Source organism: Arthrobacter sp. RIT-PI-e, assembly GCF_001187915.1.
Taxonomy (GTDB): domain Bacteria; phylum Actinomycetota; class Actinomycetes; order Actinomycetales; family Micrococcaceae; genus Arthrobacter_D.
The window spans coordinates 47,985-60,586 of sequence record NZ_LGIU01000042.1 but is presented as its reverse complement, the minus strand read 5'-3'; the positions used below and the strand labels follow the sequence as shown (position 1 = coordinate 60,586).

The window sequence follows — 12,602 nt, the reverse complement described above, 5'->3', positions numbered from 1 at the left end:
TTCCCGGTTACACCAGGGCCGCGGCCACGGCCCACCCGTTACTGATGATATGAACCACGACGACGGCGGTGAGATTGCGGTAGCGCCACCACAGCACTCCCACGAACAGCCCGAACGATCCCTGGAGGACGATCACGCGGGCCACGTCCAGGAGCGGGTCACCGGTCCCGTGGGAACCGAGATGCATGAGCGCGAAGGCGAGGGAGGTCACGATGATGCCCGGCCATGCGCCCAGGGCGGCCTCCAGTCGCGTCTGTAACCAGCGACGATAGAACAGTTCCTCACCCACGCCCGCGGTGATGGCCGTCGCGATGGCCGCCGTGAGGATGAACGCCACCTCCATGCCTGCCGGGTCGAATGCCGGGCTCCACGGGGCAACCTGGGACAGCAGCGTCCACACGATGATCACAATGGCCGGCGCCCACCATCGGGACCAATTCTTACGCCAGGTAATGCTCACGCTCCTGCGCACTATCAGCAGCAGGACCGTCGGCACGATCATGAACAGGATCAACTTGCCCAGGACGTAGGACTCGCCGACGAGCGGAACGGCGAGCGTCATCACCGGGAACAGGGCAGCCAGGACGAGGAGACCGGCTGTGGTCACGCGGAAGGACCTCGGGGAAGTAATCCTGACCGGTCGGTGCGGTGACGAGCGGGGGAGGAGGAGGGCGAGGGCAGTCCCCACGGCGAGCGGTACGAGCGTTGCCCAGTACGGCACGGATTGCGCACCAGGATCACTCGAGATCGCCGTCCCCGACGGGGACACGACCATGAGGAGGGTGAGGCTCGAGAGCCACAGCCCGGCGCCGGTGCTGATGATCCACCGGGCTGCATGGCCCATCGTCCTGGTTGAAGTTCCCATGCGACCGACTGTAAAGCCTGGTCGGGGAGAAGACTCATAAGGGGTCGCCGCCCAAGCTCCTTGGTGAGGGTTGGGAACGGTTGGAGCATGTGGGATGCACATGATGCTGGTCGAGACCGGTGATGATCCCGGTCATGAACCAGCACGTCACCTCTACGAGCGATCCGGGTTCGAGCGCTGGCCTGTTGCCCGCTACTTCAAGGCCATCTCCGATTGACTCCCTGTTTCCTTAGTGGAAACACAATGCTACTGTTTCCCCTATGGAAACAAGCCGAGACGGGACACCGGACCGCAACGAAGCGCGCGCGATGCTGGAGGTTGCAGAAGGGGCCGAGACTGCAACGCGGAACCCGCCGCTATCGAGGGCGTTCTTCATCACCCAGGCCACGCTCATCACGGTGATCTGCTGGGCGCAGATGCTTCCCACCAGCCCTTCCCGAGTGGTGACGATCATCGGGTTCCTGGCCCTCGTAGGGGTCGGCATGCGCTGGGTGTTCCTGCGACCCGGTTACGGCATGGTGGGGCTGGATGGCCAGGGGGCATTCCCCTACATGGTTTCGATGATCGCCGCCGTCGGCCTACCCGCGGCGCTCGCCGTCGCCCTCGACGCCACGTGGCTGTGGTTGCCGGCCGGGGTGCTCGGCGGTGTGGTGACGTTCGAGATGGGTCACCGTTACAGGAGAGAAGTGGGCAGTGCCTGAGCCGAGATTCGACCCGCTGATCCACGCACCTCACCGCCTGCAGATCTGCGCCATCACGAACGCCGCCACGCACGTGGAGTTCGGTGAGCTCCAGCGCAGGCTCGACCTGTCGAAGTCCGCGCTCAGCAAGCACATCTCCCAGTTGATCGAGCAGAAATACCTCCAGCAGGAGCAGGTGACGCGAGCAGGGCGCTCACGCCTCCGGCTCTCGCTCACAGAGCAGGGGCGGGACGCGTACCAGGGGCACATCGCAGCACTCCGGGCCATCATCGAGGGAACAGAATGAGGGGCACTGACATGACGACTCACCCACCTCGTCCCAGTCGCCGGGTACTGCGTTCGGCGTGGATCATGGCGCGAGCCTTCACTCCTCACCGGGTGGTGGCACTCCTGGCCCTACCGTGGACAGTGCTGGCGGTTCTCCCGGCCGCGGTGCGTGGAGGGCTCTTCCTCGACGCGACCCGCACGGGCTTGGTGCTGCTGCTGCCGATCAACGTGGCCCTCGATCTGCTCCTACTGCTACCCGTCGGCGTCCTCGCCGCAGTCACCACCTTCGGCCTCCTAGCGCTGGCCGATGCCCTGAACGCCTTCCCTGTCCTGCTCGTCCTCGCCCCACTGCTGGTGATCGCGGCCTCGGCAGGCGCACTCTTCCTGCTCCCCAAGAGGGGAGCGTCAACAGTGCCGTACGGGCCCGAGACGCCGGCCGGTCCGCGGTGGGAGCTCGCGGGTCTCGCGCAACTGCCCGGAACGCAGTTCACGGCAGTCCAGACTGCACGGAGTGCTCTCGCCACCGTCCCGCCATCCGGTGCGGTGGTCGTGGCAACAGCCAATACGCCTACCCAGTTCGAGCAGTACCAGCGCTTCGGCTTCACCGGCGGTGCACGACGTCGGGTGCACCGCGTCATCTCCTAGCCGCGTCTTGCCTTGAAGTGGAACCCGCTCACGTCGGTACGTCGCGGTGGAGGCGGCAAAGCCGTACTGGGCTCCATGCTGATCCATGATCGTCATCGGCGGTGACCTGGGCTGCGTGGCGTTGGGGCACGTTCTGATCGCCGTCAGGCTGAGTATCCCAGCTGGGCTTGACCCCTGTGGTTAGGATCAGGCGCATGTGGGGGAACACTGTGGGCAAGCGTGCCCGTCTTCGGTCAGCGCTGGTGGCGGCAGGTCTGACGAACGGACCGGCCGAGCTGCTCGACTTCCTCATCCCGCTCTGGGCAGGTATGGCGCTCGGCGCCGAACCTGCTCACATCGGGTTCCTCGTCGCTCTCGAACTGATCGTCTCCGTCATCGTCCGTCCGATCGCCGGGCGGCTCGCGGACTCCGGTAGGCGTGAACACCTCGCCGGTCTCGGGGCACTCCTGTACGCGGTGTCGTGCTGCGGTTACGCCTTCGCCGGCTCTCTGCCACTCGCGTACCTGGCTGCCGCGGTGGGTGGTCTCGGGGGAGCGCTGTTGTGGGTATCCCTCCGTGCCATGGTCGGAGAACACCTCGCCGAGGACTCAGGGGTGTTCGCCCGCCTGATGTCCGCGCAGGAGACCGCCGTCTGGGTGGCATTCGTCGGTGGTCTGTTGCTGCTGGGGCAGTTCGAATCGTTCCCGGTGGTCTTCCTCGCCGCTGCTGCGGGATGCCTGATAGGAGCCCTGGTCCTGTTCTCCAGCCCTGCGCGAGTAGATCGGACATCCTGGGTAGCCGAGGATCAGGAGTACCGAGCAACTGTGGCGCCCCGAGCTTCGCGCGCCCTGGTCTCCTCACTCCACCCGATCCTCATCACAGCCGGGGTGACCGCGCTGGCGGAGACCTTGATCGGGATCCTGCTCCTCCTTCATCTCCAGCGCGGACTGGGTCTGGAGGTCATCCAGATCGCCTATGTCTACCTCCCGGGAGCCATCATCATGGGCGTTCTTCCCCCGGTGCTGCACACCGTGGTCCAGCGCATCGGCCGACGCGCCGGAATCGTGGCCGGGTCCGTCCTGAGTGGTGCTTTCGCCATCTCCCTGGCCTACGCGTCCGGACCGGTGACCATTGCTGCCCTGTGGATCCTGTGCGGTGTGGCGTGGGCTTTGGTGATGCCGATCGAGCAGGCCGTGATCGCGGAGAAGCACCCTCACCAGTTGGGTGCCGCAATGGGGATCTACACTGCTGCGACCCTCATCGGCTCAGCCCTCGGAGCGTCCCTCGGTGGCATCATCTACGCTGCCGCATCCTGGAAGCTCACCTGCGTGCTTGCAGGTGCCGTCATCCTGTCCGGTGCCTGGCTCGGCCCGTGGGCGCTCCGGAAGCTCGAGGTGGCGGACAAGCCCGCACGTCAGGACGCTGTTTCCTAGGATCACTCGGGCATCGACGACGAGACATGGTGGTGCTCGGCGCGGCAGGAGGCATGCTGGCCGTCCTCAACGGAGTCACCGGACCTCACGCCGTCGTCGGTTTCCTGGCTTTCGCGCTGTGTCTCACGCCACCGGGCGTCGCCCTGGTGTTCGCCGTGGTCGTCGACCGGGACACTCTCGAAGGTGCTACCGAGCATCCCGACGAGTCGATCGAATCCGGCTGGTACGACAGGGCGACCTCTCGATCCTTCACCGATGTGATCCTGCTCCTGGGGGTCGCATCGATCATTCTTTCCTTCGTGCCGACGGAGGTCTCCGTGGACCTGAAGCTCGTCCTTCCTGCCGTGGGCCTCATATGTTCCGCGTCCTTCGGGATCCGCTACCTGCTCCTGCGCCGCCGGGGCTGAGGTGAGGAACCTGGTCAACGAATCCCGCACCCGGCTCCAGTGGTCGCAGCAGAAACTGGCCGACGAGCTCGGTGTGTCCCGTCAGACGATCATCTCCATAGAGCGCGGTCGCTTCGATCCGTCCTTGCCGCTGGCCTTCCGGCTCGCGGCGATCTTCGGGACGTCCCTCGAGGACCTCTTCTTCCCGGATGGTGCAGTCCAGGACGCTGCGAGCTCGCAGAACAGCTCAGCGAGGTCGCCGTCATGAGAACTGGTGGAGGATTCCGGGACATCGTTCTTCATCGCCGGCGTCGTGGTATTGATGATCGGGGCGGTCGAGACTGTTGCACGGGTCGGCACGGCAGCGCTCGTCACGGCTGGGATCGCGCTGGGGATCACCTCCTGCCGTCGCCGTACAGGGCCGGCCCCGTCGCCTGATGAGCCGTACGGGCAGGGCGCGACGACGGCGCCCTCCCGGACATGTACTACCTGAAGCTGATGGGTCATGAACCGCCGAGGTGCCGACTGCGTGAACAGCCGTGGTTCTGGCGCATCTGCAGCCGGCGCGAGTAGGCTCTGCTCACCGAACATTCGATCGCGATCATGGGGGTAGCAATGATGTTCACCGGACCGGCGCAGCGATGACGAAGAACGAACGGCTGATCATCGCCGTGGCCCTCGCCGTAGCAGTGACGAACTTCCTCTTCATGGGCATGGGCCTGCTCTACCACGTGTGCCTGCTCGCCGTCCTCGTTGTCGGCGTCATCGGCATGGTGCGCTGGTTCCAGGGGCGATCGCCGGCTGGACAGCACTGACCCCGCTCTCGCCGGGTGGGTCACCTGACGACGCCGGGGGAACGCGTTCAGAAGGCAGCCCGCAGCGGAGTGCGGAAGGGCCTCATCGGCTTGGTGCTCGGTACTGCTCTGATGCTCATCATCAACAGTCAGGGCAGCACGTTGATGTTCGTCGCGACAGGCGTCTTCGTAGTGAGTGCCCTCGTGTACACGGCCGCCTCGATCATGGCCGTCCGCGCCCGTCGGTAGGGTTTCAGCCCCGACTCTCGGCCCGCATCTGCCGGAACCAGCGCGTCGCGGCCGGGAGCAGCATGGTCAGCACGGCCACCACCGCCAGCACCACCTGGGCGATCAGCAGCAAGGGTGTGAGCTGCAGGCCGGGGGTGTCGTCGGACAGGAAGGCGGAGGCCAGCAGCAGGCCCAGCAGGTTGGGCACCAGGAGGCCGAGGAGTACCCAGCGCACCCAGCCCTTCCCGCGCTGCAGCGGGCCGATCAGGATGGCCTGGATGAGGAACACGATCACCAGCAGCCCGATCGTGCCCCAGAAGGCCACCAACGCCACCAGCTCGATCTCGCTCTGCGGGACACCGCTCTCCACGCCGCCGGCGGTGCGCCGCAGATAGGTCAGCTGCGTGTCCTGGTTCAGCACCCGGAACACCACGGATGCGAGTCCGATCACCGCTCCGAGACCCAGGAGCCGCGCGGCGACCCGCACCGGGGCGGCCGGCTTCCGGGGCACGTTGAGCGGTGGGGGAGTGGTGTTCGACATCTCGGGGCGGGGAGGGCGCATGGTGCGAATCTAGTCGCGCCCCGGCGGTGCATCAATCAGGACGACGGCGAAACGCGGTGTGCGCCCGGAAGGCATGGGAGTGAACGGCGTGCGTCGCTAGTGCATCAGGCGGTGCAGTCGGCTACCCCTCATCACCCGATCGGCAGGAATCGACCTTCCTCCTGGCCAACGTCCCCGTCTTCGGTAATCTTGGTGAGGACGCGCGTCGTGTTGGGCGGCGAGCGCAAGGAAGCGTGGTGGGCGACCGCTCACCGTATGGGGGAGGTCTCAGCTGTGGTGCACCAGAAGCTCCGCGTCCATCTCGTCGATGACGACTACCTCGTGCGGCTGGGTATCGAGAAGCTGTTCGAGGGTTCACCATTGATCGACGTCGAATCGGTCAGTTCCACGGGGAACTCGGCGATCGAGGAAGCGCTGTCGCTGAATCCGGACGTGGTGCTCATGGAGACGATGATCCGGGATGTCGACGGCATCCGTGCCGTACGGGAGATCACGAACCAGGCGCCCCAGGTCAAGGTGGCGATGCTCTCCTCGAACCTCTCCTTCGACGTGATGCGCGAAGCGTATCGGGCGGGTGCAGTCAGTTACCTCTCGAAGTCCGCGGTGTCATCCGATCTGGGTGCGGCGATCCGGATGATCCACCACGGGGAGACCATCTTCTCCACATCCCCCGAGGTAGGGCGTTTCCCGATACCCGTCATGACGCAGGATGCGTCCGATCACCAGGTGATCAACAGCTTGCCCGCGCGCGATCGTTCCATCCTCAGCGGATTGACGGCGGGCCGCACGAACGCCCAGATCGCTCTCGACCTCCACGTCAGCGAGGCGACGGTGAAACTCCAGATCACGAAGATCATGGCGAAGCTCAACGTCGGCGGGCGTGTCGAGCTCGCGGTGTTCGCCGTCCGTGCAGGTTTCCACTCCATCTGAAGCCCCACATTCGTACCAGCACGTACGAGCGATCAATTTTCGCCGGAGGTTCAGCGAACTCCCTTTGTGCCCGGTCCACGGTTCGCCTAAGCTTTCGGCAGGCGTTACGCAGTCGAAGGATCGATGTGGAAGCAGCTACGGTTCACCCTCTGCCGCACGTCGGACGTCACTACGAGATACGAGGTGGTCACCATGCCCCACACCCACGCCGCTCTTTCTCCGTACACCGATCTTGTCGGTGCATCCGACTTCAGGCACACGGCGTCCGACAAGGCATTCGACGTGGCGCTCGAGGCTCGCTCCCTCCTGGATACCGCCGTCGGGATCGTGATGGGCAAGCACGATCTGGACCGCGCGAGCGGATTGGCGAATCTGCAGCGCACCGCCCAGACGTTCAACGTCACCGTTCTCGAACTCGCGCGCGGGTTGGTGTCCACCTCCGGAGAAGTGAACACCGAGAAGTGACCAAGGCTCACCGGTGACATCGGGATCCGGTCCATGCCTGCGGACGCGGGGAAGCATCATGTGATGGACAGCGCTCGTCTCATCCATTATTTTTGAGCCGACCATGATCGATGGGGGAGCGACGGGGAGTGGTGGGGGTGTCCTACGAGGATGCGCAGCAGAGCGTCACGAGGCATCTCGTGAGCCGTTTCAGGTTGAACACCGAGAAGATCCACGGTGTCTATGCCGGGACCGGCGGACTGGAGACCAGGGAAACCGTTTCGGCCTATCTGGACGGTGCCGCCAGGATCTCACCGTTGCAGCGAGACCTCGTCTCCTATGCCGTGAACCAGTTGCTACCTGCTTCCCAGCTGATAGCAGGAGCGGTTCGCGCCCCCTACAGCGGGTCCTACCCGTCCGTCGCCTGCGGATATGGACCAGGGGCTGACGAGGATCGCGTCGTGATCCAGGGAAGGGCTGACCATCCCCTCACACATGCCGCAATGCTGAGGCACGAGGAATCGGAACGGCTCTCCTCGCTTCGTTCTTCCGGGTTGCTCGAAGCACCTCTCACCGAGAGCATCGCCAGGTTGCCCAGAATCGCGCGTGACCACTTCGGAACCATGGCAGCCGCGGTCACCCTCGTGGACCGGGAGGTGCTCGTCTCGAAATCGATCATCGGACTGCCGAATCGCGATCGTCCCCGGCGAGGGTCCTTCTGCGAGGAAACCGTGCAGGACAACCGGACCTTCATCGTCGCCGACGCGCAGAGCGATCCGCGATTCTCGGACTCACCGCATGTCGTAGGTCCTCCGTACTTCCGTTTCTACGCCGGTCATCCGATCCTCGGCCCCGGCGGATCCCGCATCGGTGCTCTCTGCATCGTCGATGACCGGCCGCGGTCGCTGTCACACGCCGAGGAGCACAAGCTCAGGATGCTCGCTGCCCTCGTCCAGCTCGAGATCCTGACCTGAGGAACCCGCCGAACCAGCTCGTGGGGCGGTGAAGCATCGCTCCTCGAATCCTGGGAGCGCCGCATAGGAGTGGCGCGCATGGTGGCGGGGCGGTGGTCAACTCAGATTGCGGCAGGTGGCTCCCAGTCCGAGAACGAGGCCGGCGTTGGTGGCGGTCGAGGCGGGAGTGGAGGTCCAGCCGTGCTCGGCGATGACGATGGACAGCTCGATCTCGGTCCCGAGTCCGAGGAGCCCGCCCAGCAGATTCGTCGGGACGGTCGTGACGTAGTGGCCGGCCCTGGCGTCGAACGCGGTGTTCTGGCGAAGGTTGAAACCTGTCAGAGGTGCAAGTGCTGTTCCCAGGCCCGCTGTGGAGGCCCATACCTGAGCCTTGTCGTCACCGTAGGTGGGCGGAGGCGCCCAGTAGATCTCGATGCGCGGTCCGATGACCGTCAGGACACCGGGAAGGAACCGGCACGGGGCCGTCAACCGGGGAGCCGGGATCGTCACCGCACCGAACGCTCCCGTACTCACGTGATCCCGCTGCCAGGCCGCCTCCGTGGACCCGATCACGGGTGAGCTCTGGGTGGGGAGCAGGAGCGACACGGCGAAGAGCAGTGCCAGGCCGGCCCTGCTGTGGAGCAGGAGGCCTTTCGCCCGGCGACGCCCGAGGGAGCCGACGGCGGCACGTCCGCCCTCCCGGTCGGAGGACATCGCGTCGGCGTGGGCGGTCAGCACCGATCGCCCTCCTCCCCTCCGGGGCTCAGCGAGATCGTCGCCGTACACCTCATCAGCGGCAGCTTCCTCCCGGTGCGCTTCGCGGAACGTGACCATGAACCTTTCCCATCGCTTGCCCTTGAATAGTACGGTCCCTCCGGGAGGAGACACCCCCGGGCAAGGAAGAATAGTTCGCGAATTCCATTGTTTGTCCCGCAGGGTAAATACGTATGTTCGATCGGGTATCCAGATCTAGACCATTGATCAGAGCCTTCAGCGGATCGCTCGAATAACATTCATCGCGCCGGTCAGTCTCAGCCGGAAATGTTCGAGCCGAAGGAATACCACCATGCCCCAGACCATGCCCGAGAACGTCCAGTTGAAGCGGCGCCGAGTCCGGGCGGTTCTCGCGGGAGGACTGGTCCTCGGAGTGGGTGCGGCCGTCACCCTCGCCGCCTGGAACGATTCCGAGTTCGCCATCGGCAACTTCGCTGCCGGCCAGTTCAACCTCGAGGGAAGTGCCGACGGAACCGTCTTCAGCGAGCACGAGACCCCTGACGGTGCTGCAACCCTGGGGTTCGAGGTCAATCCGGACAACCTGGCCCCGGAGGACGTCGTCTACGCCCCCTTCGCCGTGAGGCTCGACGAGGACACGACGTACGGGGCGAACGTCGTCGTCTCGGCCACAGAGGTTGACGGCGATCTGACGGACGTCACCTACGAGCTGCTGCAGACCACGACCTTCGGGTGTGACGACACGACCACGGGTACGGGCCTGGCCCTCGTGGCGGCAGGCACATCACTCGGCGCCGAGCTCGGCGAAGTATCGTTCAACCTGGCTCAGCCCACCACCACGGGAACCGGGCCCAACGCCGTCACCACCTTCGCGCCGGTGTACCTGTGCTTCGTGGTCACAGCCGGTGACATCACCCAGGGCGCAGCCGGTACCGCTACGTGGGAGTTCGCAGCCGAGTCGCTGTCCTGACCGTGGGCGCTCGCAGGTCCCGCTCCCCGGGAAGACGATTCTCCCGTGTGCGGGCAGTTCTCGCCGGTGCCCTGGTGCTCGGCATCGGCGGGTCGCTCACCCTGGCCTCGTGGACGGACACGGAGTACGCCAGCGGCTCCTTCAGCGCCAGTACCTTCACCATCGAGTCCAACGTCTCGAACCCTTTCTCGGCCACCGGTGCCTGGACGGTCAACGAGACCGCACCGGGTGCCACCCTGGCCTTCGACGCCGGGGGCATGTACCCGGGGAGAACGGTGTACGCACCGATCGCGCTGCGTACCCGCGCAACATCGATGGCCGGCGCGGTGACACTCGGTGGGGCTGCCGTCACCGATTCGACGACGACGGCGCCGCTGCTGAGTGCGGCGCTGGTGTACCGGGTGGTGCGTTCGGACGTGTGCAACGCGACTGCGTTCGCTCCGGGGGCAGCCTTCGTAGTGGGGTCCGCGAGCGCGTCCCAGCCCCTGACCACTGGTCAGGCGGCTGGAGGGAGCACCGTCCTGCCGGCGGCGACCCCCACGGCACCGGGTGCCGGTGTGCGGTTCTGCTTCGAGGTGACCCTGCCCGAGAGCGCGAGGGCGAACAACGGGTTGCAGGGTAGGTCGGCCACCGCGGTGTGGCTCTTCTCCGCGGTGTCCACCCCATGACACCGGCCGCGAGCCGTACCCGGCGCGGCGAGCGGGGGCCCGTGCGGCTGGTGGGGGACGCACTGCTCGACCTGGCTGCCGTGGGCGGTGGCCTGTGCATCGTGCTCGTGGTCCTCGCCCTGGTCTTCGACATCACGCTCATCATGTTCAAGACCGGGTCCATGTCGCCCACCATCCCCGCGGGTTCGGTGGCCCTGGTCCAGCAGATCCCTGCAGCGGACATCGTTCCCGGGGACGTCATCACCGTCGACCGCCCCGACGCTCTTCCCGTGACGCACCGCGTCACCGATGTGACGGACGCCGGTGGTGCCACCCGGATCATCACCATGAAGGGTGACGCCAACCTCCAGGAGGATCCCGCTCCGTACACGGTGGACACCGTGCGGCGGGTCCTCGGGTCCGTGCCGGACCTCGCCCACGTGATCGTCCGGATCTCCGATCCACCGGTCATGGCCGCCATCACCGTGCTGGTGGCCGGCCTGGTCACCTGGAGCAGCTGGCCCACGGCGCAGCGGCGCAATCCCTCACGGCACACCTCGCGCCGCGGACGCCGCCGGGAGGAGAATGCGCCCTCCGAGGACAGCCCTCATGGTGCCCGAGCTGATGCATGAGCACCCGTAGGGTCCGCTACGGCGCCGGCGCGGCCCTGGCGGTGCTGCTCTGCTCACCGCTGGGTGTCGCCGCGCTCGAGGGAGAGCAGGCGATGCCGAGCGCCCCCAGGTTGCTGCAACTCGACCACAGCGAGGACGTGGTGTTCCTGGTACCCGGGAAGGTCTCCTCCTGGGACCTCCGGATTGACGTCGACCAGGACCACCTCGACACCCTCACCGTGAGACTCGACGGCCACGCACTGAGCGACAGGGGCCTCGAGCAGCACCTCGACGTGTCGGCCACCGCCTGCTCCGTACCCTTCGAGGACGCCGGCTGCACCGGAAGCAGCACACCGGTGGTCCCCGCGGTCCCCCTGAGCTCGGTGAGCGGCACCTCCACCACCGTCCTCCACCCCACCCTGCACGTGGGCGGAGCCGTCTATGTCCGCGTCGACGTGACCCTCGCTGCCGGGGCCCGCCTCGGTCCGCCTTCGGAACGCGCGCACATCGTGGTCACGGCGGCCGCGACGGGCACGACGGACGAAGCCGCCGGACCGGGCGGGAGCCGGCCGTTCCGGCAGGGCCCGGGTTCACTCGCGGACACGGGTGCCGCCCTGCTGATGCAGGTGCTCCTCGCCCTGGGCGCCGTCGTCGTCGGGTTGGGGGTCTCGGCGGCCGCCCGGCGGAGGAAGGAGTCCGCGGTCACGGCTGCTGCGGAGCGGGTGTCGCCGTGACCACGACGTTCTTCCCCCACGGGTTCTCCGTGTAGCAGCTGATGAGCACCACCCGGTTCGGGACGATGCTCCACACGTCACTGTCCTTGAGCGTGTCCTTGTCGTGGGTGGTCACCGAATCGACCAAGTAGGTCACCTCTCCGGTGTGCGTGGTGATCGTGAACTCCTCGTCCACGAGGGTCTCGTCGCTCAGCCGGTTGAACGGGGCGTCCTGGCCCTCCCAGCTGTGGCCCACGATGTAGGTGGTGTTCGCCGACCCCGCTCCCGGCGCCCCGTAGGGGGAGAGCCAGTAGGCCTCGAGGGTCAGCGGGGGCACCAGCTGCTGGGACGCTAGATCGGCGTCGCTCGGTGTCAGGGGTAGTACGGCCATGTCGATGGCGGCGGCGGGGAACTCGATCCCCACCGGTTGTGAGGCCGGTGCCTCGTCCGCAGTCTCCGGAGCGACGGCGGGAGGTGCCGGATCCAGGGTCGGTGGGGATGTGGGCGTGGGCGAGGACGACGGCGCAGGCACGGTGGCGGCAGCGGCGGGCGGTTGGGTGTCGACGGCGATGGGTGGTCGGGCGTCGGCGGTGGGCGGCGAGCTCGGCGGGGCTGATACGGCCGGCGCCTCGCTGACCGCCGGCGCAGCACCGCCGACGGCCGGTGACGGGGTGGGCGGGCCCGGCAGGGCGAGCGTGAGGGTCACGGTGAGTCCTGCCGCTGCGCCAAGGGGCAGGGTCCG

General features: G+C 66.6%; 19 protein-coding genes. 15 read left to right on the top strand and 4 right to left on the bottom strand.

The window, feature by feature from the left end:
• Positions 1 to 7: 7 nt before the first annotated feature.
• Entirely contained in the window at positions 8 to 865 is an 858-nt protein-coding gene (locus tag AC792_RS04055; protein ID WP_235436354.1) for a CPBP family intramembrane glutamic endopeptidase, read from the bottom strand.
• Positions 866 to 1,125: 260 nt separating this feature from the next.
• Here AC792_RS04055 and AC792_RS04050 point away from each other — a divergent pair, with 260 nt between their 5' ends.
• The 8 genes from AC792_RS04050 (at position 1,126) to AC792_RS17225 (ending at position 5,319) form a co-directional block, all read left to right on the top strand.
• Positions 1,126 to 1,566 carry a hypothetical protein gene (locus AC792_RS04050; RefSeq protein WP_152916014.1) on the top strand — a complete coding sequence of 147 codons (441 nt, stop codon included), beginning with the start codon at positions 1,126 to 1,128 and terminating at the stop codon, positions 1,564 to 1,566.
• Positions 1,559 to 1,852 carry a transcriptional regulator gene (locus tag AC792_RS04045; protein WP_049829292.1) on the top strand — a complete coding sequence of 98 codons (294 nt, stop codon included), beginning with the start codon at positions 1,559 to 1,561 and terminating at the stop codon, positions 1,850 to 1,852. Before AC792_RS04050 ends, AC792_RS04045 begins: the two co-directional genes overlap by 8 nt.
• Positions 1,853 to 1,917: 65 nt before the next feature.
• The gene (locus tag AC792_RS04040) at positions 1,918 to 2,478 is read left to right on the top strand and encodes a hypothetical protein (RefSeq protein ID WP_160317607.1); all 561 of its coding nucleotides are present in this window, start codon (positions 1,918 to 1,920) and stop codon (positions 2,476 to 2,478) included.
• Positions 2,479 to 2,672: 194 nt separating this feature from the next.
• Positions 2,673 to 3,890, top strand: a complete 1,218-nt coding sequence (locus AC792_RS04035; protein ID WP_049829290.1) for an MFS transporter — start codon at positions 2,673 to 2,675, stop codon at positions 3,888 to 3,890.
• Between the two features lie 26 nt (positions 3,891 to 3,916).
• Positions 3,917 to 4,297 carry a hypothetical protein gene (locus tag AC792_RS04030; protein ID WP_049829289.1) on the top strand — a complete coding sequence of 127 codons (381 nt, stop codon included), beginning with the start codon at positions 3,917 to 3,919 and terminating at the stop codon, positions 4,295 to 4,297.
• 1 nt (position 4,298) lies between these two features.
• Positions 4,299 to 4,544 (top strand): helix-turn-helix transcriptional regulator, encoded by a 246-nt coding sequence (locus tag AC792_RS04025; RefSeq protein WP_049829288.1) that lies wholly within the window; start codon positions 4,299 to 4,301, stop codon positions 4,542 to 4,544.
• A 373-nt stretch (positions 4,545 to 4,917) separates the two neighbouring features.
• Positions 4,918 to 5,091 (top strand): hypothetical protein, encoded by a 174-nt coding sequence (locus AC792_RS17230; protein ID WP_160317606.1) that lies wholly within the window; start codon positions 4,918 to 4,920, stop codon positions 5,089 to 5,091.
• A gap of 69 nt (positions 5,092 to 5,160) precedes the next feature.
• Positions 5,161 to 5,319, top strand: coding sequence for a hypothetical protein (locus tag AC792_RS17225; protein ID WP_160317605.1), 159 nt, complete (start codon positions 5,161 to 5,163; stop codon positions 5,317 to 5,319).
• A 4-nt stretch (positions 5,320 to 5,323) separates the two neighbouring features.
• Here the strand turns inward: AC792_RS17225 and AC792_RS04020 are convergent, their stop codons facing one another.
• Positions 5,324 to 5,860 carry a hypothetical protein gene (locus tag AC792_RS04020; protein ID WP_152916012.1) on the bottom strand — a complete coding sequence of 179 codons (537 nt, stop codon included), beginning with the start codon at positions 5,858 to 5,860 and terminating at the stop codon, positions 5,324 to 5,326.
• Between the two features lie 111 nt (positions 5,861 to 5,971).
• Between AC792_RS04020 and AC792_RS04015 the strand changes: the two genes are divergently transcribed.
• The 3 genes from AC792_RS04015 to AC792_RS16155 all read left to right on the top strand — a co-directional run bounded on the left by AC792_RS04015 (position 5,972) and on the right by AC792_RS16155 (position 8,208).
• On the top strand, positions 5,972 to 6,790 hold the full coding sequence (locus AC792_RS04015; protein WP_152916011.1) for a response regulator transcription factor: 819 nt from the start codon (positions 5,972 to 5,974) through the stop codon (positions 6,788 to 6,790).
• A 192-nt stretch (positions 6,791 to 6,982) separates the two neighbouring features.
• On the top strand, positions 6,983 to 7,255 hold the full coding sequence (locus tag AC792_RS04010) for an ANTAR domain-containing protein (protein ID WP_160317604.1): 273 nt from the start codon (positions 6,983 to 6,985) through the stop codon (positions 7,253 to 7,255).
• A gap of 137 nt (positions 7,256 to 7,392) precedes the next feature.
• Positions 7,393 to 8,208 (top strand): GAF domain-containing protein, encoded by an 816-nt coding sequence (locus AC792_RS16155; protein WP_160317603.1) that lies wholly within the window; start codon positions 7,393 to 7,395, stop codon positions 8,206 to 8,208.
• Positions 8,209 to 8,304: 96 nt separating this feature from the next.
• Here the strand turns inward: AC792_RS16155 and AC792_RS04000 are convergent, their stop codons facing one another.
• Complete coding sequence (locus tag AC792_RS04000; protein WP_152916010.1) at positions 8,305 to 9,021, bottom strand: hypothetical protein; 717 nt, start codon at positions 9,019 to 9,021, stop codon at positions 8,305 to 8,307.
• 232 nt (positions 9,022 to 9,253) lie between these two features.
• On the opposite strand from AC792_RS04000, the gene AC792_RS03995 reads away from it, so the two are divergent.
• From AC792_RS03995 to AC792_RS03980, 4 genes are read left to right on the top strand one after another with little or no spacing between them, the layout of a single operon-like run.
• A complete protein-coding gene (locus AC792_RS03995; RefSeq protein WP_049829282.1) occupies positions 9,254 to 9,889 on the top strand; it encodes a SipW-dependent-type signal peptide-containing protein in 636 nt (211 codons plus the stop codon).
• Positions 9,890 to 9,936: 47 nt separating this feature from the next.
• On the top strand, positions 9,937 to 10,557 hold the full coding sequence (locus AC792_RS03990) for a SipW-dependent-type signal peptide-containing protein (RefSeq protein ID WP_049829281.1): 621 nt from the start codon (positions 9,937 to 9,939) through the stop codon (positions 10,555 to 10,557).
• Positions 10,554 to 11,168, top strand: coding sequence for a signal peptidase I (locus tag AC792_RS03985; protein ID WP_082177388.1), 615 nt, complete (start codon positions 10,554 to 10,556; stop codon positions 11,166 to 11,168). Before AC792_RS03990 ends, AC792_RS03985 begins: the two co-directional genes overlap by 4 nt.
• Entirely contained in the window at positions 11,165 to 11,881 is a 717-nt protein-coding gene (locus tag AC792_RS03980; RefSeq protein ID WP_049829280.1) for a hypothetical protein, read from the top strand. Before AC792_RS03985 ends, AC792_RS03980 begins: the two co-directional genes overlap by 4 nt.
• Here the strand turns inward: AC792_RS03980 and AC792_RS03975 are convergent.
• Positions 11,850 to 12,566, bottom strand: a complete 717-nt coding sequence (locus tag AC792_RS03975; RefSeq protein WP_235436353.1) for a class F sortase — start codon at positions 12,564 to 12,566, stop codon at positions 11,850 to 11,852. The genes AC792_RS03980 and AC792_RS03975 overlap by 32 nt on opposite strands.
• Between the last annotated feature and the right edge of the window lie 36 nt (positions 12,567 to 12,602).

What these genes read in the sequence shown, in the direction of transcription:
- AC792_RS04020 (WP_152916012.1), bottom strand. Translation starts at nt 5,860, where the DNA reads ATGCGCCCTCCCCGCCCCGAGATGTCGAACACCACTCCCCCACCGCTC.
- AC792_RS17230 (WP_160317606.1), top strand. Translation starts at nt 4,918, where the DNA reads ATGACGAAGAACGAACGGCTGATCATCGCCGTGGCCCTCGCCGTAGCA.
- AC792_RS04030 (WP_049829289.1), top strand. Translation starts at nt 3,917, where the DNA reads ATGGTGGTGCTCGGCGCGGCAGGAGGCATGCTGGCCGTCCTCAACGGA.
- AC792_RS04050 (WP_152916014.1), top strand. Translation starts at nt 1,126, where the DNA reads ATGGAAACAAGCCGAGACGGGACACCGGACCGCAACGAAGCGCGCGCG.
- AC792_RS04035 (WP_049829290.1), top strand. Translation starts at nt 2,673, where the DNA reads ATGTGGGGGAACACTGTGGGCAAGCGTGCCCGTCTTCGGTCAGCGCTG.
- AC792_RS04055 (WP_235436354.1), bottom strand. Translation starts at nt 865, where the DNA reads ATGGGAACTTCAACCAGGACGATGGGCCATGCAGCCCGGTGGATCATC.
- AC792_RS04040 (WP_160317607.1), top strand. Translation starts at nt 1,918, where the DNA reads ATGGCGCGAGCCTTCACTCCTCACCGGGTGGTGGCACTCCTGGCCCTA.
- AC792_RS03985 (WP_082177388.1), top strand. Translation starts at nt 10,554, where the DNA reads ATGACACCGGCCGCGAGCCGTACCCGGCGCGGCGAGCGGGGGCCCGTG.
- AC792_RS04000 (WP_152916010.1), bottom strand. Translation starts at nt 9,021, where the DNA reads ATGGTCACGTTCCGCGAAGCGCACCGGGAGGAAGCTGCCGCTGATGAG.
- AC792_RS04010 (WP_160317604.1), top strand. Translation starts at nt 6,983, where the DNA reads ATGCCCCACACCCACGCCGCTCTTTCTCCGTACACCGATCTTGTCGGT.
- AC792_RS03995 (WP_049829282.1), top strand. Translation starts at nt 9,254, where the DNA reads ATGCCCCAGACCATGCCCGAGAACGTCCAGTTGAAGCGGCGCCGAGTC.
- AC792_RS03980 (WP_049829280.1), top strand. Translation starts at nt 11,165, where the DNA reads ATGAGCACCCGTAGGGTCCGCTACGGCGCCGGCGCGGCCCTGGCGGTG.